This window comes from Micromonospora sp. NPDC050397 (assembly GCF_044901685.1).
Lineage (GTDB): Bacteria > Actinomycetota > Actinomycetes > Mycobacteriales > Micromonosporaceae > Micromonospora_G.
This window is the reverse complement of record NZ_JBJDPS010000002.1, coordinates 443,062-461,273: the sequence shown is the minus strand read 5'-3', so window position 1 is coordinate 461,273 and position 18,212 is coordinate 443,062. Positions and strand designations below refer to the sequence as shown.

At 69.8% G+C, this 18,212-nt stretch carries 17 protein-coding genes; 7 read left to right on the top strand and 10 right to left on the bottom strand.

What is annotated here, in order from left to right; translation table 11 throughout:
• Nucleotides 1-6: 6 nt before the first annotated feature.
• Nucleotides 7-222 carry a hypothetical protein gene (locus ACI2K4_RS08195; protein WP_404509700.1) on the top strand — a complete coding sequence of 72 codons (216 nt, stop codon included), beginning with the start codon at nt 7-9 and terminating at the stop codon, nt 220-222.
• Between the two features lie 53 nt (nt 223-275).
• Here ACI2K4_RS08195 and ACI2K4_RS08190 read toward each other — a convergent pair whose 3' ends face one another.
• Nucleotides 276-1,406 carry a Clp protease N-terminal domain-containing protein gene (locus ACI2K4_RS08190; protein WP_404509699.1) on the bottom strand — a complete coding sequence of 377 codons (1,131 nt, stop codon included), beginning with the start codon at nt 1,404-1,406 and terminating at the stop codon, nt 276-278.
• A gap of 263 nt (nt 1,407-1,669) precedes the next feature.
• On the opposite strand from ACI2K4_RS08190, the gene ACI2K4_RS08185 reads away from it, so the two are divergent.
• Nucleotides 1,670-2,212 carry a TIR domain-containing protein gene (locus ACI2K4_RS08185; RefSeq protein ID WP_404509698.1) on the top strand — a complete coding sequence of 181 codons (543 nt, stop codon included), beginning with the start codon at nt 1,670-1,672 and terminating at the stop codon, nt 2,210-2,212.
• Between the two features lie 99 nt (nt 2,213-2,311).
• On the top strand, nt 2,312-3,565 hold the full coding sequence (locus ACI2K4_RS08180; RefSeq protein WP_404509697.1) for a hypothetical protein: 1,254 nt from the start codon (nt 2,312-2,314) through the stop codon (nt 3,563-3,565).
• Nucleotides 3,566-3,593: 28 nt separating this feature from the next.
• Here the strand turns inward: ACI2K4_RS08180 and ACI2K4_RS08175 are convergent, their stop codons facing one another.
• Both ACI2K4_RS08175 and ACI2K4_RS08170 read right to left on the bottom strand, forming a co-directional pair.
• Complete coding sequence (locus ACI2K4_RS08175) at nt 3,594-5,060, bottom strand: ATP-binding protein (protein ID WP_404509695.1); 1,467 nt, start codon at nt 5,058-5,060, stop codon at nt 3,594-3,596.
• A gap of 62 nt (nt 5,061-5,122) precedes the next feature.
• A complete protein-coding gene (locus ACI2K4_RS08170) occupies nt 5,123-6,061 on the bottom strand; it encodes an LLM class F420-dependent oxidoreductase (protein ID WP_404509693.1) in 939 nt (312 codons plus the stop codon).
• Nucleotides 6,062-6,141: 80 nt separating this feature from the next.
• Between ACI2K4_RS08170 and ACI2K4_RS08165 the strand changes: the two genes are divergently transcribed.
• The 3 genes from ACI2K4_RS08165 (at nt 6,142) to ACI2K4_RS08155 (ending at nt 8,071) form a co-directional block, all read left to right on the top strand.
• Nucleotides 6,142-6,930: an S-adenosyl-l-methionine hydroxide adenosyltransferase family protein gene (locus tag ACI2K4_RS08165; RefSeq protein WP_404509691.1), complete on the top strand. Its 789-nt coding sequence runs from the start codon at nt 6,142-6,144 to the stop codon at nt 6,928-6,930.
• Nucleotides 6,931-6,991: 61 nt separating this feature from the next.
• A complete protein-coding gene (locus tag ACI2K4_RS08160) occupies nt 6,992-7,240 on the top strand; it encodes a CPCC family cysteine-rich protein (RefSeq protein WP_404509690.1) in 249 nt (82 codons plus the stop codon).
• 27 nt (nt 7,241-7,267) lie between these two features.
• The gene (locus ACI2K4_RS08155) at nt 7,268-8,071 is read left to right on the top strand and encodes a DNA-formamidopyrimidine glycosylase family protein (RefSeq protein ID WP_404509688.1); all 804 of its coding nucleotides are present in this window, start codon (nt 7,268-7,270) and stop codon (nt 8,069-8,071) included.
• A 19-nt stretch (nt 8,072-8,090) separates the two neighbouring features.
• On the opposite strand, the gene ACI2K4_RS08150 is transcribed toward ACI2K4_RS08155, so the two are convergent.
• The 4 genes from ACI2K4_RS08150 to ACI2K4_RS08135 form a co-directional block, all read right to left on the bottom strand.
• Nucleotides 8,091-8,297, bottom strand: a complete 207-nt coding sequence (locus ACI2K4_RS08150) for a hypothetical protein (RefSeq protein WP_404509687.1) — start codon at nt 8,295-8,297, stop codon at nt 8,091-8,093.
• Complete coding sequence (locus tag ACI2K4_RS08145) at nt 8,294-8,548, bottom strand: hypothetical protein (RefSeq protein ID WP_404509686.1); 255 nt, start codon at nt 8,546-8,548, stop codon at nt 8,294-8,296. The genes ACI2K4_RS08150 and ACI2K4_RS08145 overlap by 4 nt, the downstream gene beginning before the upstream one ends.
• A 587-nt stretch (nt 8,549-9,135) precedes the next feature.
• Nucleotides 9,136-10,296: a multiprotein-bridging factor 1 family protein gene (locus ACI2K4_RS08140; protein WP_404509685.1), complete on the bottom strand. Its 1,161-nt coding sequence runs from the start codon at nt 10,294-10,296 to the stop codon at nt 9,136-9,138.
• 198 nt (nt 10,297-10,494) lie between these two features.
• A complete protein-coding gene (locus tag ACI2K4_RS08135) occupies nt 10,495-11,685 on the bottom strand; it encodes a helix-turn-helix domain-containing protein (RefSeq protein ID WP_404509684.1) in 1,191 nt (396 codons plus the stop codon).
• A 417-nt stretch (nt 11,686-12,102) separates the two neighbouring features.
• Between ACI2K4_RS08135 and ACI2K4_RS08130 the strand changes: the two genes are divergently transcribed.
• Nucleotides 12,103-15,735 (top strand): fibronectin type III domain-containing protein, encoded by a 3,633-nt coding sequence (locus tag ACI2K4_RS08130; protein WP_404509683.1) that lies wholly within the window; start codon nt 12,103-12,105, stop codon nt 15,733-15,735.
• 8 nt (nt 15,736-15,743) lie between these two features.
• On the opposite strand, the gene ACI2K4_RS08125 is transcribed toward ACI2K4_RS08130, so the two are convergent.
• The 3 genes from ACI2K4_RS08125 to ACI2K4_RS08115 all read right to left on the bottom strand — a co-directional run bounded on the left by ACI2K4_RS08125 (nt 15,744) and on the right by ACI2K4_RS08115 (nt 18,195).
• Nucleotides 15,744-16,526 (bottom strand): hypothetical protein, encoded by a 783-nt coding sequence (locus tag ACI2K4_RS08125; RefSeq protein ID WP_404509682.1) that lies wholly within the window; start codon nt 16,524-16,526, stop codon nt 15,744-15,746.
• A gap of 88 nt (nt 16,527-16,614) precedes the next feature.
• Entirely contained in the window at nt 16,615-17,475 is an 861-nt protein-coding gene (locus ACI2K4_RS08120) for a PspA/IM30 family protein (RefSeq protein WP_404509681.1), read from the bottom strand.
• A gap of 246 nt (nt 17,476-17,721) precedes the next feature.
• On the bottom strand, nt 17,722-18,195 hold the full coding sequence (locus ACI2K4_RS08115; protein ID WP_404509680.1) for a helix-turn-helix domain-containing protein: 474 nt from the start codon (nt 18,193-18,195) through the stop codon (nt 17,722-17,724).
• Nucleotides 18,196-18,212 lie beyond the last annotated feature (17 nt).

The following is an 18,212-nucleotide window of genomic DNA, read 5'->3' as shown; positions in this document are numbered from 1 at the left end:
CATTAAATGAGTGAATTCGAGGAGTACCGAGCAGCCGTCGAACGCCGCGCCCACCGCGACGCGGGTTTCAGACAATCGCTCATCCGAACCCTTCAGCCAGGCATGGAGCACTTGTTCGAACAATTGCTTGTACAGGTTTTCACTCAACTTGGACAAGCAATATCGAAAGTTGGGATCGACTACGTACGCAACTGGCTACGACGGCACGGCTGGGGCAGCTGAAGGCTGGTGGGGCCGGAATGAACCGGTCCCACCACCGTTCACGCCTGAAATTCTCAGGCACCCTTACGGGACGGCGATGTCCCGGGCGCGGACGACGGCCCCGGCTTCGTCGGCCGTCGCCCGAGCGCGGCCAGGCGAGTGAAACGACCGCCCCGTAACCAGTCGCCACCGGACTCATTGACCGCACATCCAGCACTCTTCAACCGTTCAGCAATCCGATTCAACTGCCGCTCGGGTTGATCGCCTATCCGGATCACATCACGTCCGGTCAGGTTCGGTACGGCGCGGAGCGCTCCCACCTCGACGATGATCGTTCGTTCCGGTATGACCCCGAAGGCCATACCCGTCTCGAACAGCACCCGCGGATTGGGCTGGCCGAACAGGCGGCCGTCACGGGCAGGGTTCTTCCCATCCCGTAGTCCTGGATGCAGGTAAGCCACTTCATCGACCGTCAGAAGGGCGACAACCGCTTGCACCTTGTCGAATGCCAACCGGACAGCGTCACCTAGATACGGCGCCGCGCTGCCGGCTCCGCGAACGATCTCCTCTTGTTCCATCGGTCGAAGGTCAAGCGCACGAAGGAATCCGAAGATGGCATCACGCGCCTGCTCGTCATTACCACAAATGACCAGAACACGCCGTTCTCGCGCATCCTCACGCACACGGCGAGAATCGAATTCGTGTTCTCGGCTCACGCGCACCTGAGATCCGGCATTGGGGACGGCTACGGTTGTCGGCACCGTGGTTTTACCGGCAAGCTGCGCGACGACCTCGTTGCGAATCATGAAAGTCGAAATTCCAAATTGACCCAGAAGCTTCACACCAGAATTTCCGCCGTCGTTGAGCATCCCCAACAGTATGTGCTCTGTCCCAATGTAGTTGTGCTGCAAGGCGAGCGCCTCACGCAGCGAGTACTCAAGAGACTTACGCATTTCCACGGTGAAAGGTATGTGACCGTCTGGTGGTTCGGCCAAATCGGCTGGCTTGCTCATGAGTAGCCGCTGCCGCAGCTCTTGCCAGCCCAGCCCGAACGCCATTAACGCGCGGGCTGCCACACCCTCCCCCTCCAGGAGGCAGGCAACCATCACATGATCAACATCGATGCTGCGGTGACGGTCCAAGCGCGCCTCCTCCTGAGCCAGAACGACAATTCTCCGTGCCCGGTCAGTGAATCTCTCAAACACGGAAACCTCGTAGAGAGTCTGGCAGCCGTGCGAGAAGCACGGCTTCTGCTGGGGACGACGTCCACTCGATGTCTGAATTCTTACCCATGACGAATCATCCAGCAGAGTGGACGAACGGTCAATTGATCCTGTCCGCGCCGACAGGTTGGCCCGGACAGCTACGTTAGCACCGGCGTGCCGGTCCGACGCCCATCCACCTGTCCGATCAACGACGCACGATCAACATTCACTATCACGATCAACATTCAGCATTAGGAGAGCCGATGCCCAACCCCCGTCACGTCTTCGTTGTTCACGGTCGAGACGACCAGGCCCGCTTGGCGACCTGGGGATTTCTGCAGGCACTGGACCTCCGACCGCTGGACTGGGAGGAGAACGTCCGAAGCTCCGGCAGCGCCGCACCGTTCCTCGGCCAAGTGCTTGCTCGCGCCTTCGAGAAAAGCCAGGCGGCGGTTGTCCTGCTGACACCCGACGATGCGGCAAGCCTCCATCCAAACCTGCATCAGGCCGCTGAGCCTGACTACGAGACCAAGCCAACCGGACAGGCCCGACCGAATGTCCTGTTCGAGGCAGGTATGGCATTTGCCCTACAGCCGAGGCGTACCGTAATCCTCGAGTTCGGGCGCCTACGCCCATTCTCCGACATTGGCGGGCTCAACGTCGTCAGGGTTGACGGATCCGTATCCCGGTTGAAGCAGGTTGCCGAACGTCTCCGCGTGGCTGGTTGCGATGTGAACGACCGCGGGGTCGACTGGCTCGACGCTCGCCGATTCGCAGGCTTGGACGCGTACACCCGTCGACCCTGACGGCACGCAACAGAGAGGTCGCGGCACCTGGCCGCTACGAGTCCAGTAGGACCGACAGATCACGCCGTCCCGCTCGGGTCGCTCTGGCAGGATCAGCCCGTGCCGATCACCGCCTCCCGTGCCCTGGTACGCCAGACCGAGCGTTGGTTCGTGCGCCACGGTGTGCCGCAGATGATCGCCGGCTACGACTTCGACCGGCACATCCTCCCCCGGATGCTGCCCTTCCTCGCCGTGGTCGTGGTCGCCGATCTGGCCTGGGTGATCCTCCGGGCAGCCGAGGGCGCCACCCGGTGGGTCCTGTTCTCCGTGGTGGTCGTGGCGGGGCTGGCCGGCTGGTCGGCGCTGACCCGGTTCGGTCGCCGGTTACCCCACTTCTCTCACCGCGCGATGGTCACGGTGCTGGTGGCGTACGCGGTGGTGCCGCTCGCCGTACCGCCGCTCGTGCTCTGGCTGCACGACGGCCGGGCCGGCGTCACCATCACCTCGGCCGCCGCGTTCGCGCTGCTCTTCGCCGGGTCGTGGCTCTCCACCGCCTACGGCGTGGTGCCGCTGCTGCGCCGGGCGATCCGGCACGCGGTCGACGACATGCGCAACAGTGTCCGGCTACAGGGCCGGGCCCTGCCGCTGCTGCTCTTCGTGACCTTGTTCTTCTTCTTCACCGGCGAACTCTGGCAGGCGATGAACCGGCTGCCCTGGTACCGGCTGGGCCTGGTGCTGACCCTGTTCACGGCGGTCACCATCCTGGCCGCGGCCGGGCGACTGCGTGACGAGATCGGCCGGGTGGAGCAGGACCTGAGCCAGCGGCGGCTCTCCTCGTCCTGCCAGCGCACGCCGCTGGCCAGCCTGCCGATCGAGGAGGTGGCCCCCGACGGTCCACTCCGGCCGGTGCCGCTGCACGGCCGCCAGGTCGGCAACCTGCTGCTCATGCTCGCCACCCGGCAACTGGTGCAGGCGCTGGTGGTCGGGGTGGGGCTGTTCTGCTTCTTCCTGCTGCTCGGGCTGATCGTGGTGCAGCCGGAGACCGCCGAGCAGTGGATCGGCGAGCCCCCGGCGACCCTGGCACCCGAGATCCCGGTGCCGCTCGCGCTGCTGCGCAACGCCGCCCTGCTAGCCGGTTTCGGCAGCATGTACTTCGCGGTCACCTCGATGAGCGACACCGAGCACCGCCGGCAGTTCTTCGCCCCGATCCTGGACGAGGTCGAGCGGACGCTCGCCGTACGCGCGGTTTACCTCGCCGTACGTGACATCGTGCTGCCGGCCCAGGCCACCGGGCCGGTCCCCGGGGCATTCGTGGAACCGCCCGCCGAGGCCAGCGTCGCGGATTCCCGGCCGCAGCACGGCCGGGTCGACTGACACGGCCAACGCTCCGGCCTCGCCCCGGCTACCCGTCCGCGCCGGCCCGCCAGGCGTTCAGGAGGTCTTCGGGGCCGTAGACGGCGTCGAGGCCGCCGCAGGACACCCCGCTGCGGGAGACCGCCAGTATCGGCAACGGCTCGTCGGTGAGTGCCGCACGGTGGCGGTGCAGGACGGTCAGGTCGTGCGCGTCGAACGCGGCCTGGTCGAGCCATTTGATGGAACCAAGGAACAGCAACTCTCGCGCGACCGGCCCACGGTCCGCCCCGACGATGTCGACCTCGATGTCGTTGGACCGGGTCCAGTAGCCGCCCACCGCCCCGGCCACGGGCAGTGTCCCGTCCGGTAGGAGACGGGCCAGTGCCTCCCGGATCATCGGTTCGACGGCCCGTCCCCGCCAACTCGTCCACCCCTGGCGGATCCGGGCCATGGTCAGATCACCCCGACCCCGCTCGATCTCCGGCATGTGCGGGGCGATGAAGTGCAACCAAAAGCGGAGGTAAGGGTCGACGATCCGGTAACGACGTTCCTTCGACGGCCGGGTGGACAACGGCAACTCCCCGACGACCAGTCGCTTCTCACTCAACGTGTCCAGCGAACGTTGCAGCGGGGTCGCCCCGAGGCCACCGCTGGCACGCGCGATGTTGGCGAAGGTCCGCTCTCCCGAGCCGATGGCGGCGAGCACCGAACGCGCCTGGATCATCGCCGGGAACTCGGCGGCCAGCGACCGCTCGGCCGAGACGAGCATCGCCGAGGTCGGGTCGGACAGGGCTTCGGCGAGGAAGTCCCAGACATCCGCGCCGGGTCGCCACTCGGTGCAGACGAGCGGGAGCCCACCGGTGACCAGTGCGGCGTCGATGGCGTCGGCCGCGCCGAGGTCGAGCATGACGCTCAGGTCCGCCGGGTTGAGCGGACCCACGACCATCTCACGGCCACGCTGGTGGAACGGCCGCTCGTAACTGTTGAGCGCCTCCATCATCGACAGGTCCGAGCCGATGAGGATCAGCAACACGGGCTTGCGGGACAGTTGCCGGTCCCAGGCCCGCTGCAGCACACCCTCGAAGACACGCTCCGCATCCATCAGGTAGGGCACCTCGTCGATGACGACCACGCTCGGGGTGTCGTCGGGCAGGGCTGCGGCGAGCAGCCGGAAAGCCGCGTCCCAGTCCTGTGGGTTGCCCGCTGCCAACAGCTCGCGGTCGGGCAGAGTCGACTCGGCGGCGTCGGCGCCGAGCCGCCGTAGTTCCGCCGATGTCGCGGCCCCGGCGGCGGTGAAGTAGAGGCTGGGCGAGCCTCCCGTCTCCACGAACTGCTCGACCAGCCGTGACTTGCCGACACGTCGACGGCCTCGGATCAGCAGACAGCGTCCGGGACGATCCGCGCCGGGGGTGACCCGGTCCAGCTCCGCGCCGAGCAGCCGAAGCTCCTGCTGACGACCCACGAAGGCCACCACCGTGCACCACCCCCACCGCTTGAACTGCCCCAAGACTGACATGCATGTTACTAACATTGGTGTTACTAACATGCATGTTACTAACACCAATGTTAGTCCTGCGGTCAGAGCTGGGGTGCCACCTCGGCAGCGATCAGGTCCAACTGGTCCAGGTCGGTCAGGTCCAGGAACTGGAGGAAGAAACGGGACGCGCCGCCCTTGGCGTACTCGTGTAGTTGCTCGACCACCTCGTCCGGGGTGCCGACCACGCCCGGTCCGGCGCGCAGCTCGTCCAGGTCCCGACCGATAGCGTCGGCCCGGCGACGCACCTCGGCGTCGTTGCGCCCGCAGACCACCGTGACGGCGGCCGAGAGCGCCAGCGGGGCTCGACCGGCCGCGTCCCGGCCGATCCGCTCGCACGCCTCGACGACCGCCGCGAAGTTCTTCGCCGCCGCCTCGGCAGACTGGAACGGTACGTTGTACTCGTCCGCGAACCGGGCGGCGAGCACCGGTGTCCGCTTCAGCCCGGTCCCGCCGACGATGACCGGCGGACCGGGTTGCTGCACCGGCTTCGGCAGGGCCGGGGAGTCGTAGAGGTCGTAGTAGCCGCCCCGGTAGGTGAAGGTCTCGCCTGGCGGCGTACCCCAGAGCCCGGTAATCACCTCGAGCTGCTCGGTGAGCCGGCCGAACCGCTCGCCCAGCGGCGGGAACGGAATGCCGTACGCCCGGTGCTCGGCCTCGAACCAGCCGGTGCCCAGGCCCAGCTCGACCCGCCCGCCGCTCATCTCGTCGACCTGCGCCACCGAGATGGCCAACGGTCCGGGCAGCCGGAAGGTGGCCGAGGTGACCAGGGTGCCGAGCCGGATCCGTTCGGTCTGGAGCGCGAGCCCGGCCAGGGTCAGCCAGGCGTCGGTGGGACCGGGCAGCCCGTCCCCGTTCATCACGAGGTAGTGGTCGGATCGGAAGAAGCCGTCGTAGCCGCAGTCCTGCGTGTGCCGCGCCACCCGGAGCAGGTCCTGGTAGGACGCGCCCTCCTGCGGCTCGGTGAAGATGACCAATCTCATGGGGTCAGCTAACCATCGGCACCCACCACCGGCCCGACCAGCCGCACGGTCACGGCGAGTCGGCGGCTAACCTGCTGGTCATGCCCGGCTACGGATGGATCAGCCTGACCACCGACTACGGCCTCGAGGACGGTTTTGTCGCCGCCTGCCACGGTGTGATCGCCCGCCTTGCCCCCACCGTACGGGTGCTCGACGTGACCCACCTGGTGCCGCCGGGCGGGGTCGCCCGGGGTGCGGCGGTGCTCGCCCAGACGGTCGGCGCGCTGCCGCCGGCCGTACACGTGGCGGTGGTCGACCCGGGCGTGGGCACCGCCCGGCGCGGGATCGCGTTGCTGACCCCCGGCGGCGCGCTGGTCGGCCCGGACAACGGGCTGCTGGTCCCGGCGGCGGAGGCGCTCGGCGGCGTCGGGCACGCGGTGGAGCTGACCAACCCGGCCTGGATGGCGGCCACGGTCTCGGCGACCTTCCACGGGCGCGACGTGTTCGCCCCGGCCGCCGCCCGGCTGGCGCTCGGTGCCGACCCGGCCGACGCCGGCCCGACGATCGCTCCGGAGAGCCTGGTACGCCTCCCGGAACCCGTGGTCGAGACCGGGCCGGGCTGGCTCGCCGCCGAGGTACTCTCGGTCGACCGCTTCGGCAACGTGCAGCTCGCGGCCCCTGCCACCGCGCTCGACCGGCTCGGGTCGCGGCTGCGGGTGGGGAGTCTGCGGGCCGAGCGGGCGACGACCTTCGGCGATGTCCCGGACGGGGCCATACTGGTCTTCGCCGACTCCGCCGGGCGGGTAGCGGTGGCCGTCAACGGCGGCCGGGCCGATGCCGTGCTTTCGCTGGTTAACGGTCAGGTGGTACGCATTGCGGACGCTAGCTGATCTATTTCCGCATCGCGGACACGAAGCTGCGACACGTTCACCATTGTGGAATGCTTGCGCGGTGGGGAAGCACTCGGTCGACGTCAAGGCATGTCCATGTTGTGGCTTTTTTACCGGAGAAGGCGGGACCTGTCCCGTCTGTTTCTGGACCAACGACGGCCAGCACGGGTCGGATGACGTTGTCGTGCCCGACGGCCCCAACGGCGACCTGAGCCTGTCCCACGCCCGTCTCAACTTCGCCATCTACGGCGCCAGCCACCCCCGCTACCAGGACATGGTGCGCGCTCCGCGCCCCGAAGAGCAGCCCTGACCCGACGGTAGCGGGCAGGATGGAAGCGTGCCCGAAGGCGACACCGTCTGGAACACGGCCCGCGCGCTGCACCGCGCGCTGGCCGGTGGGCGGCTGACCGCGACGGACTTCCGGGTGCCCCGACTCGCCACCACCGACCTGGTCGGCGCCACCGTGACCGAGGTCGTCAGCCGGGGCAAGCACATCCTGATCCGGCTGACCGATCCGGTCGGGGAGCAACGGATCAGCCTGCACTCGCACCTGCGGATGGACGGGTCCTGGCGGGTCTACGCGTCGGGCGCCCGCTGGGCGGCCCGGCCGGCGCACCTGATCCGGGTGGTGCTGCGTACCGCCGACGCGATCGCGGTCGGATACCACCTGCACGACCTGGCCGTGCTGCCCACGACGCAGGAGGAGCAACTGGTCGGGCAACTCGGGCCGGACCTGCTCGGCCCGGACTGGGACCCGGACGAGGCGGTGCGCCGGCTGCTCACCCACCCCCGGACCAGCATCGCCGAGGCCCTGCTCGACCAGACGAACCTGGCCGGGGTGGGCAATCTTTACAAATCAGAGCTGCTCTTCCTGCGCGGGGTCGACCCGTGGACGCCGGTCGCCTCGGTGCCCGACCTGCCGGGGATGGTGAGACTGGCACAGCGACTGCTCGCCGCCAACCGGGGCCGGTGGACCCAGAGCACCACCGGTTCGCTGCACCGGGGCCAGACCAACTACGTGTACGGGCGCCGGGCCCAGCCGTGTCGGCGCTGCGGCACCCTGATCGAGAAGGCCGAGCAGGGTGAACGGGTCACGTACTGGTGTCCCCGCTGCCAGCCCGCCCCGGACCGGGCACCCTGACGGACCCAGCGGGATCGACTCACACCAGGAACACCTCGACGGTCGACCCGTCCGGTCGGGTCACCACCAGGTGCCCGTCGGGGGCGAGCCGGAGCACCACGGCCGCGATCCGGACCGCGTGGTTGAGCGCGTCGGTACGCGACACCCGCCACGCGGAGGCCAGCTCGTCGAGCGCGGCGACCGCCGCCGGAGGATGGTTGTACGTCGCCTTCACCAGCCCGCTCATCGGAAGATGATGTCGAGCTCGTCACGGAAGCGGGCCACCCGCTCCCGGATCACCCACGGCTCGGGCAGCGGATAGGGCTGGTAGTCGTCGCCCAGACTCTCCAGCACCAAGCACGCGCGAATGAAAAATGCGCAGCTCTGCCCGATGACACAACGTGGGCAACGTCCGTCGACCGGCCAGTGCCGACGTACCATCTTGCGTGCCCGGAGCTGGGTGAGCCGGAGCCGCTGGTGCGGCATGAGCGCGCTCACCGGTTCGCCTTTCCGTACAACAGGCCCACGGCGTCCGCGAGAGCAGGGCAGCCGTCGTCACCCGTACAGGACGGGGACGGGCACCGCTCGCCCCGGTCGTGGCGGTAGACCACCTTCAACGCCGCCCGTAAGGTCTCCTCCGCCGTGCTCACGACCACGACCGCCAGCGCCCCGCGTTGGCCCGAGCCGGCCGCACCCCGGCGCCCGACCGGCGTGCCCCGCCGACCACCGCCACCCCGACCAGCAGCAGCGCTGGCCGCAGCTCCACCGAACCACCCTCAGGCTCTGGTACGACACCGGGAGCCGCCTGGTCTGCCAAACCGGTTTCGGGTCCGTCCGAAAACCACTTCCGTCTGGTGCTGTTGATCGCCACCATCCACCTCCAACACATGGGGGCATGGCGACAACCGTGTACCGCCACACCCCGGCGCCGGGACCAACCACGAGGGAATTGGGCCAGGCGCGATCGGGAGGCGCGACGCCACCGCAGGCAGAGGCCAACGGGAGGCGAGGACCATGTGTACGGTCTTCGCCGCGCCCACAAGCAGCGTCGTCGGTCTGTGACGCCCACGCCAGATCGTTGGCGTCTACGTCCTGTCCATAGACAGTTGGAAGCGGTGGACAGCCCCGTCAACGCGGTCGAGCAGCCGCTGCGAACGCATCGCCGTACCGATGGCTCGGGCTCTCGTCAGCGCATCTCGCGCACTCGCCAAGTCCCCCGACTGGCCCTGGGCAATGGCCAGGTCGCACAGGTAGGTGCCGCCCCAGTCGGTGCTCTGGGACTCCGCGGACAGTCCGGCGACGCCTTCCGTCAGTAGCTCGACGGCCGGCTCGTTGTACTGCGGTCTGGTCGCCCCCAGGCACCGGTAGACGATCCCGCGCTGGAGACGGAAGAAGTCGTCCGTGTAGAAGTAGATCCAGGGCGGTGCTTCCCGCTCGCCTTGCCTGTGTGCAAGTTCCTCGGCCTCGCTGACCTTCGACAGCACGGCTCCCGGGTCGCCACCCACCATGGCAAGTGCTCGCGCTTCCTGGCCGGCGGAATAGGCACGCTGCCCGGCGTAGACACTCGGGTCCCGTTGGGCCGCCTGGGACAGGCCGACCATCGACCCCAGCTCACCCGTTCCTTCGGCGAGGTATCCCTTGAAACTGAGGATTGTGGCGATCATGTCGCGGTTGTCGACCTCGGTGGCCCACTCCAAGGCGCGGTCGAACCACGTTCTCGCGCCCGCGCGATCATCGACCGCCGCGTGCAGCCACCCGGCGAACTGCGCCCACTGGCTCGCCGTGTTCACCAGCCGTGGGCGCACGTCGTCCCTCGAATCCCCGACGAGCATCAGGACCAACCCGAGCTGCTCACGTACGGGGTCGATCACTGCTGCCGCCCCGAGGGCATCCTCAAGACGACGCTGACCAACGAGCAAGATGTCCAGGCCGTCAATTGCACGGGAGTCCGCCTGGCGCGGGTGCGCGGCGGCGTACCGAAGCCGGTCTTTGGTGTCCGGTGTTAGTACGGCCGTCGTGTCGGTGACCATGGCGGTCAACTGCCCGCCTGCGCGGAGTTCCGCGTCGAGCAGCCTTGCCAACGCGACGGTCGGCCGAGCGGTGCCCAGCTCGATCTTGCTGAGTTGGGCCCGGCTGACGAAGACGCTCGCGGCAAGGGGTCGTAGTGACAGTCCGGCGGCCTCGCGGAGACGCCGGACCTCGGCACCGAAGCGGGGATCAACGGCAAGGGTCGATCGTCGCGGCATAGCGGCTCCCAGGTAGGGCTGGGGTGGCGGCACGCCAGGCCCTACCCGGACGGGCCGCCACTTCGGACGGTACACGTTCAAAACGATCGAGGGATCACGATCGAGACGCGAGCGGCCCGGACCATCGCGCTACGGCTCGCCTGACCCAGCTCACCGAAACCAGGTCTCTGGGCGGGTGGACGGAATCGCATTATGCGACTATGCGTGCACGTCCACACCGACACGACGGGCCAGCACGCGGAGATCGTCCGAGAGCGACCGGTCCCGAGCCCGACGCACCATCGCCACGACCGCGTCCTGCGCGAGAGGGTTCAGCGTGAACGTCATGGGCGCCGCCCGCTCCGCCCGCATAAACGCGGTCAACGCCTCTCGGTCGTTGCGCCCCGAGTGCGCGAGCGCCCGGCCGAGGTCCAACCAGTAGGACTGGTGCCGGATGACCGCCCGCAGCGGATCGGGGCGGACCCGCCGCGCTATTTCCGTCACGCGGCCGTACTCGCCCAACTCGGCCGCGATCGACATCTCCCACAGCTTGACGTTTGTCGGACCGAAACACGCCTGGTTGAACCCCGCCCCGTCGCCGGGGTCGCCGAGCGTGTCGGCCTCACGAGCCGCCTCGGCAAGCTGCCCGCGCGCGTCATCGGCCCTGCCGTCGACGGCCGACGCGAACGCCGCCGACAGGTGGAGCTGTCCGAGCATCTGCCGTACGTCCGGTGCGGCGGCGGCCCCCTGGAGGTCCGCGAGTGCCCGACCGGCGACCCGGCTGGCAACCCCGGCGGCTTCGATCGGCAGAGACTGGGCGGTCGCGAACCGGGCGGCCCCGACCCAGGCCGCATGCCCCGAGGTCTCGGCAGCGGTCAGCGCCACCTTCGCGGCGACCCGTGCCAGGTGGCGGTAGCCGAGGTGACGCAGGCACGCCGACGCGTGGTAGGCGACCTGAGCCAGCGCCCGGCCGCCATCGTCGTGGCTGGCGGCGGCCACCAGCAACGCCGGCAGTTCCCGAGCCATGACCGCGTAGTTCGCCTGGTCCCGGAGTTCGGCACTCCGCGCGATCCCGGCGCTCAGTTGGGCGGCGGTACGGGTGGCGGCGCGGCGCTCACCCTCCTCGATCTCGATCAGTGCGGTCCAGATGACGGGTATGGCGTCGGCGGCGCCCGCCTTGATGGGGTCCGTCGGGTCACCGGGTTGATCGAGCAGGTCGGCAACGGTGACCTGTAGAGCTGCGGCGACACCGATGAGAGTGGCCCGCCGTTCGATGGTCTTCCGGCCGGCTTCGACCTGTGAGATGTAGGACTGCGAAACTCCGGCGAGTCCGGCGAGAACGGTTTGGGTCATCCCGCCCCGGCGCAGACGCCAGTACCTGATCCGTGCGCCGATCGTCTCCCCGGACATGACTTCGCCCTCCCCGGTGGCGGTCTGGGAGGTGACACGCCGGCCACTGACCGACGGGCCGCCACTTCGGACGGTACACGTCCGGAACGATCGAGGAACCACGATCGAGCGGCGACCGTGGGCGGCAGTTTCGCGTACGGTCGCCACGCCCCGCCCTCGCGCCGCTGCGGCATGCTGGTAGAGGACGCGCAGCGCAGCGAACGGGCCAGCTACCGGTGTTCCCACCGTCAGCGGACTTCCGGACCCGATCCCCCGACGACCGGACCGATACGCGAAACGAACCGACACTGACCCGACCGTATCCAATGGTCGCGCCGTGCGGTTAGTTGCTTACGGATCGTCAGGAATGGCCATCCTGATCGGCCCGGTTCGGACCCCTCCGCGCCGGCCGGCAGCATCCGGGGAGGGAGCACGGTCATGTTCAGGAAACTCGCGGCGAACCGCCTGGCCAGACGGGCCAAGCAGGAGACCGGGAACGCACCCGCCACCGCGCCGGAGCAGGCGCCCGACGAGACCCGGCCGGGCATCCCGCAACAGGTTCCCGTCCCGGGGCCACTGCCCACGCCGGCTCCCCTGCCCGTCCCGGACTACTTCGGCTTCGTCCCGAACTACGCCAACAGCCCGCTGCCCCGGCTCGATCCGGCCGGGCACGTCGTCGCCGGCACCGGTCTGCGGAAGTTTGTCGACTCGCTGCCCGGCCTCGACCGGACGTACGGCAACAACCTGGGCAACTTCCTGCCGGTCGCCACGCCCGACACGGTCAGCTATCCCGGCTGTGACTACTACGAGATCGGGTTGGAGCAGTTCTCCCAGCAGTTGCACCGGGACCTCGGGCCGACCCGGCTGCGGGGCTACCGACAGCTCAACAACGGCACCGACGCCAACGGCCGCAACACCGTCGTCCCGCCCAACCGGCCGCACCACCTGGGACCGGTGATCGTCGCCCAACGGAACCGGCCGGTCCGGGTGACGTTCGTCAACCGGCTCCCGACCGGTGCCGCCGGCCTGCTGCCACTGCCGGTGGACCCGACCGTACGGGGCGCCGGGACCGGCCCGCTCGGCGGGACCGAGCGGTACCCGCAGAACCGTGCGGCGCTGCACCTTCAGGGCGCGGCGACGCCGTGGATCAGCAACGGTGGTCCGGAGCAGTGGATCACCCCGGCCCAGGAGTCGACCTCGTACCCGAGCGGGACCAGCGTGGTGAACGTGCCGGACATGCCGGACCCGGGGCCGGGCGCGGTGACGCTCTACTACCCGAACCAGTCCGGCGCCCGGATGCTCTGGTACCACGACCACGCGCTCGGCATCGCCCGGCTCACCGTCTACTCCGGGCAACTCGGCCTCTACCTGCTCCGGGACGAGACCGAGCGGCAACTCGTCGACGAGGGGATCATCCCGGCCGACGAGATCCCCCTGGTGATCCAGGACAAGACCTTCGTGCCCGGCGACGCCCAGCTCGCCGCGCAGGACCCGACCTGGGACAAGACCAACTGGGGCGGGCGCGGCAGCCTCTGGTACCCGCACGTCTACATGCCCAACCAGAACCCGTACAACGAGTCCGGCACAAATCCGATGGGGCGGTGGGACTACGGGCCGTGGTTCTGGCCGCCGTACACCGGCACGGTGAACGGGCCGGTGCCGAACCCGCACCACGACCCGGTCACCGCGCCCTGGCAACCGCCGGTGATGCCCGGTACGCCGAACCCGTCGGTGGTGCCGGAGGCGTTCCTGGACACCCCGCTGGTCAACGGCTGTGCCTACCCGTACCTTCGGGTGGCGCCGAAGGCGTACCGGTTCCGGATTCTCAACGCCTGCAACGACCGCAGCCTCAACCTCCAGCTCTACTACGCGGCCTCGAACGACCCGATGTGGCACCCGGACGGCAGCCTCGGCGAGGCCGGCGCCGGTGAGGTGCCGATGGTGGAGGCGATCCCGAACCCGGACCATCCGCCGACCTGGCCCACCGACGGTCGGGCCGGTGGGGTGCCCGATCCGACCCGGGTGGGGCCGGAGTGGATCCAGATCGGCACCGAGGGAGGCCTGCTGCCCGAGGTGGTGGTGGTGCCCAACCAGCCGATCAACTACGTCTACAACCGGCGCGACATCGCCGCGCTGAACGTCTCCGCGCACGCGCTGCTGCTCGGTCCGGGCGAACGGGCCGACGTGGTCGTCGACTTCTCGGCCGTACCGTCCGGGTCGAAGATCATCCTCTACAACGACTGTCCGGCGCCGATGCCGGCCTTCGACACCCGGTACGACTACTACACCGGCGCGCCGGACCAGACCGCCGCCGGTGGGGCGCCGGGAACCCAGCCCGGTTACGGACCGAACACCCGGACCCTGCTCCAGTTCCAGGTCGAGGGCGACCCGGACCAGCCGTACGACCTGGAGGCGCTGCGCGCCCGCCTGCCCCGGGCGTACGGCGACAGCCAGCCGCCGCCGATCGTGCCGCAGCCGGCGTACGACAACGCCTTCGGCACCCGTACGCCGAAGAACACCCACGTGCCGATCCACAGCAACACGATCACGTTCACCCCGGCCGGTCGGAACGCCCCGGTGACGCTCCCGCTGCGGGCGAAGGCGATCCAGGAACTCTTCGAACCCGAGTACGGCCGGATGAACGCCACCCTCGGGGTCGAACTACCGAAGGTCAGCGCGCTGGTCCAGACGACCACCCCGCTGACGTACGTGGACCCGCCGACCGAGATCCTGACGCCGACCGACCCACCCACCCCGATCGGGGCACCCGGCGACGGCACCCAGATCTGGAAGATCACCCACAACGGCGCCGGAACCCACGCCATCCACTTCCATCACCTGGTGGTGCAACTGGTCAACCGGGTCGGCTGGGACGGCGCGATCCGGCCACCGGACCCGAACGAACTGGGCTGGAAGGAGACGGTCCGGATGAACCCGCTGGAGGACACCATCGTCGCCGTCCGGCCGGTCCTGCCAGACCCGCTGCCGTTCAAGGTCGGCGACAGCGTACGGCTGCTCGACCCCACCCGACCGGCCGGCACGACCGACGGCTTCACCCAGGTCAACCCGCGTACCGGTGACCCGGCGGTGGTGACCAACCAGATCTTCAACTTCGGCTGGGAGTACGCCTGGCAGGGCCACCTGGTCGGGCACGAGGGCAGCGAGCTGAGCCGGCCGCTGGTGCTGCGGGTCTCCCCCGCCCAGCCCACCGGGCTCACCGCGACGGCGGTCCCCGGTTCGCCGACCGTGCCGCCCGCGATCACGCTCGCCTGGACCAACAACGCGACCCGCCCGGCGGCCACCAACCACCTGGTGGAACGGGGCACCAACGCCGCTTTCGGCGGGGCCGTCACCCGGTTCACCGTGCCACCGGGGTTGAGCACCACCAGCGACGCCACGGTCACGCCGGGCACGACCTACTACTACCGGGTCCGGACCGAGACCTCGGTCGGCTACTCCGGCTGGTCCAACAGCGCCTCGGCGGTGGTACGCCTGATCGCGCCGAGCGGCCTGACCGCCTCGGTCTCCCCGGCCGCCCCGCTCCGGGTCGACCTGGCCTGGCGGAACCGGTCGTTCGCCACCGAGATCGAGGTGCAGCGGGCGGTCAACCCCACCTTCACCAGCGGCCTGATAACCGCCTCCGGCTCGCTGACCAGCGCGTACACGGACAGCACGGTCACCCCGAACACCACCTACTACCACCGGGTGCGGACCAGCTACCTCGGTGCTCCGTCACCCTGGTCGACGGTGTCGGTGGTGACCGTGCCGACCGTACCGGCGGTGCCGCACAGCCTCGCCGCGACGGCCACCTCGCCCGCCCCGGACTCGGTCAGCGTGAAGCTGAACTGGTTCGAGAGCGCCGGGAGCGTGGTCAGCGGTTTCACCCTGCAACGAGCCACCGACGCCTCGTTCAGCGCCGGCCTGACCAGTTTCACCATCGCCGGTACGGCCCGCTCGTTCACCAACACCGGCCTGTCCCCGGAGACCGTCTACCACTGGCGGATCCAGGCGTTCAACGCCGTCGGCACGTCCGCCTTCACCCCGGCGGTGGTGGCCCCGCCGCCGGACTGACCGACCGATCAGTACGGGGTGCGAGTGGGATTCGCCATGCCCCGCAACTGGGCCAGTCCGTCGGTCACGCCGTGCAGCAGGTCGGTCGCCTCGGTGAGCCGTTCGGCGGCCGGGTGCACGTTGGCCGAGCGGGAGTCCTCGGCCAGGTAACCGGCTGCCGCCGCGACCAGCGTCTCGTACGCGACGACGCCCCGGTCGAGCTGCTGGAGCAGGTGCCGGTGGGCGTCCGCCAACGCCGGGCGGGACTCCTGCGGCGCGAACCGCATGGTCTTCTCCAGCCCCACCACCTGATACGCCAGGTCGTGCAGGGACCGCTGGGCCGCGGTCGCCTCCAGCACCGCCGGTCCGGCCAGCGCGGGCAGCCGGCCGGCGAACCCGTCCATCACCGCCGACGCCTGGGAGAGCCGCTGCCAGGGCCCAGCCGCCGCCGAGCCACGCAGTGCGATCCGGGTCTTCTGCCGGCGTACCTCGGCCAGCGCGCCACGCCCGGCGGGGAGTCGCTCGACGGCGGCGACCAGCCGCGCGCGGACCTGCTCGGCCGCGACCGCCGGATCGGGCGGGGGCGGCGCCGGGCGGGCCGCCAGTGCCCGCAGGTCGGCCCAGCGCCAGAGGGCGAGCGCGGCGGAGGCCCCGGCCGCTCCCATCCAGGCCGCGTCCGGCAGTCCGAGCCCCTGGTACGGGGTGAGGATGGCCGCCGCGCCGCCCAGGCCACCGGCGAAGACGCTCCAGGACCGGGCGGAGCGGCGCAGTGCGCGCATCCGACGGAAGTAGCGGGCTCGTTGGTCGGCCATCCCTGCCCTCTCTGCCCCGCGCCAGGCCACCGTGGCGGCGCTCGTCCGGCCGACCCGACGCTGGCCGGGCCGGCTCACCCGACCCGGGTCAGCCGGCGGCGCTCTGGTCGCCGGTCGGCTTCTCCCGGGCCAGGCTCGCCCGGATCTCGTCCAGCCGGGCCACCCCGGCGGTGTCCGCCGCCCGGGCGGCCTGGTCGACCGCCGGTTGCGGCTTGCCGCCGAGCTGCTCCCCGGCCATGCTGGCCCGGATCTGCTCCAACCGGGCGGAGCCGGCTAGGTCGAGACTGCTCTTCTCCACCTCCAGCATCCGGCCCTCGACCGAGTTGGCGGCGAGCTCCGCGCGCCCCATCGCGGTCGCGTACCGCCGCTCGATCTTCTCCCGCACCTCGTCCAGCGAGGGGGTGGCGGTCGGCGCGGCCCGGTTCGACAGCGCCCCCAGCGAGTTGGCGATGCTTTCCTGCATCTTGGCCTGTTCGAGCTGGCTGAGCAGCTTGGTCCGCTCGGCCAGCTTCTGCTGGAGGATCATGGAGTTGTTCTCCACCGCGCGGCGGGCCTGCCCGGCGGCGCCCAGCGCCTGGTCGTGCAGGGCCTTCATGTCCTCGGTCGACTGCTCGGCGGAGACGAGTTGGGCGGCCAGGGTCTGCGCGGTCTGCTCGTACTTCTGGGCCTCCGCCTCGTCACCGCCGGTCCTGGCCCGGTCGGCCAGGACCAGCGCCTGCCGGGTCATCGCCTGGAGGCGTTCGACCTCGGACATCTGGCGGGACAGCCGCATCTCCAACTGGTGCTGGTTACCGATGACCGCCGCCGCCTGCTGGACGAGCGCCTGGTGCTGCCGCTGGGCCTCCTCGATGGCCTGCTGGATCTGCACCTTCGGGTCAGCGTGCTCATCGATCTTGGCACCGAACAGCGCCATCAGGTAGCGCCATCCCTTGACGAACGGGCTCGCCATCTTCGCGTATCCCCTCGATCTGATCGGCTGCGGTGGGCTGCCGCCGCCGGCCGGTCGACACCGGTCGGCCACGCGGCACGGTCTTCATCGTCCCAGTCCGGCGCCACACCGGCAGAAGACCACGGGGGATATCGGCCGGGCAGACCGCTGGAACTGCAACCCTACGCCGTGGATCAGCCACCCAGCACCACACCGACGCGGCGGAACCCGCCCGGGGTGGGTCGGGGCAAGCGGGTGGGAGCGCGCTCAGGCGGCGCGGACGACCTCGCGGCCCCGCTCGTTCGTGGAGCGCACCCGGCGGGTGGTGCGCAGGGTCGCCTTGAGCGGAGAGTCCTGCCGGACCGAGACCGAGACGTTGCCGTCGGTGGCCACCTGCCGTACGCCGGACTCGGTGACCGTACGCACGCCCGTCTCGGTCAGCACGCCACGGGCCGGTACGTCGACCGCCGAGCGCTCCTGCACCGGGGCGAGCACGTCGGACATCTGCTCCGCCAGCGCGACCGTGTCACTGACCTCGCTGAGCAGCTCGGAGAGGCGGGCGCCGAGGGCGTCACAGATAGCGGCGAGCAGCTCGCTCGACGCCTCCTTCTGGCCCCGCTCGATCTCGGAGAGGTATCCGAGGCTCACGTTGGCCGCCGAGGAGACCTCGCGCAGGGTGCGGTGTTGTCCCTGCCGGCGAGCACGCAGCGCGTCACCGATCACCCGGCGTAGCAGGACCATCGCACCTCCCCCTGACG

Coding starts and splice junctions, on each gene's coding strand:
- ACI2K4_RS08135 (WP_404509684.1), bottom strand. CDS start 11,685: ATGTCCGGGGAGACGATCGGCGCACGGATCAGGTACTGGCGTCTGCGC.
- ACI2K4_RS08125 (WP_404509682.1), bottom strand. CDS start 16,526: ATGGCCGACCAACGAGCCCGCTACTTCCGTCGGATGCGCGCACTGCGC.
- ACI2K4_RS08150 (WP_404509687.1), bottom strand. CDS start 8,297: ATGAGCGGGCTGGTGAAGGCGACGTACAACCATCCTCCGGCGGCGGTC.
- ACI2K4_RS08165 (WP_404509691.1), top strand. CDS start 6,142: ATGCCCGGCTACGGATGGATCAGCCTGACCACCGACTACGGCCTCGAG.
- ACI2K4_RS08120 (WP_404509681.1), bottom strand. CDS start 17,475: ATGGCGAGCCCGTTCGTCAAGGGATGGCGCTACCTGATGGCGCTGTTC.
- ACI2K4_RS08170 (WP_404509693.1), bottom strand. CDS start 6,061: ATGAGATTGGTCATCTTCACCGAGCCGCAGGAGGGCGCGTCCTACCAG.
- ACI2K4_RS08115 (WP_404509680.1), bottom strand. CDS start 18,195: ATGGTCCTGCTACGCCGGGTGATCGGTGACGCGCTGCGTGCTCGCCGG.
- ACI2K4_RS08130 (WP_404509683.1), top strand. CDS start 12,103: ATGTTCAGGAAACTCGCGGCGAACCGCCTGGCCAGACGGGCCAAGCAG.
- ACI2K4_RS08175 (WP_404509695.1), bottom strand. CDS start 5,060: ATGTCAGTCTTGGGGCAGTTCAAGCGGTGGGGGTGGTGCACGGTGGTG.
- ACI2K4_RS08140 (WP_404509685.1), bottom strand. CDS start 10,296: ATGCCGCGACGATCGACCCTTGCCGTTGATCCCCGCTTCGGTGCCGAG.
- ACI2K4_RS08195 (WP_404509700.1), top strand. CDS start 7: ATGAGTGAATTCGAGGAGTACCGAGCAGCCGTCGAACGCCGCGCCCAC.
- ACI2K4_RS08185 (WP_404509698.1), top strand. CDS start 1,670: ATGCCCAACCCCCGTCACGTCTTCGTTGTTCACGGTCGAGACGACCAG.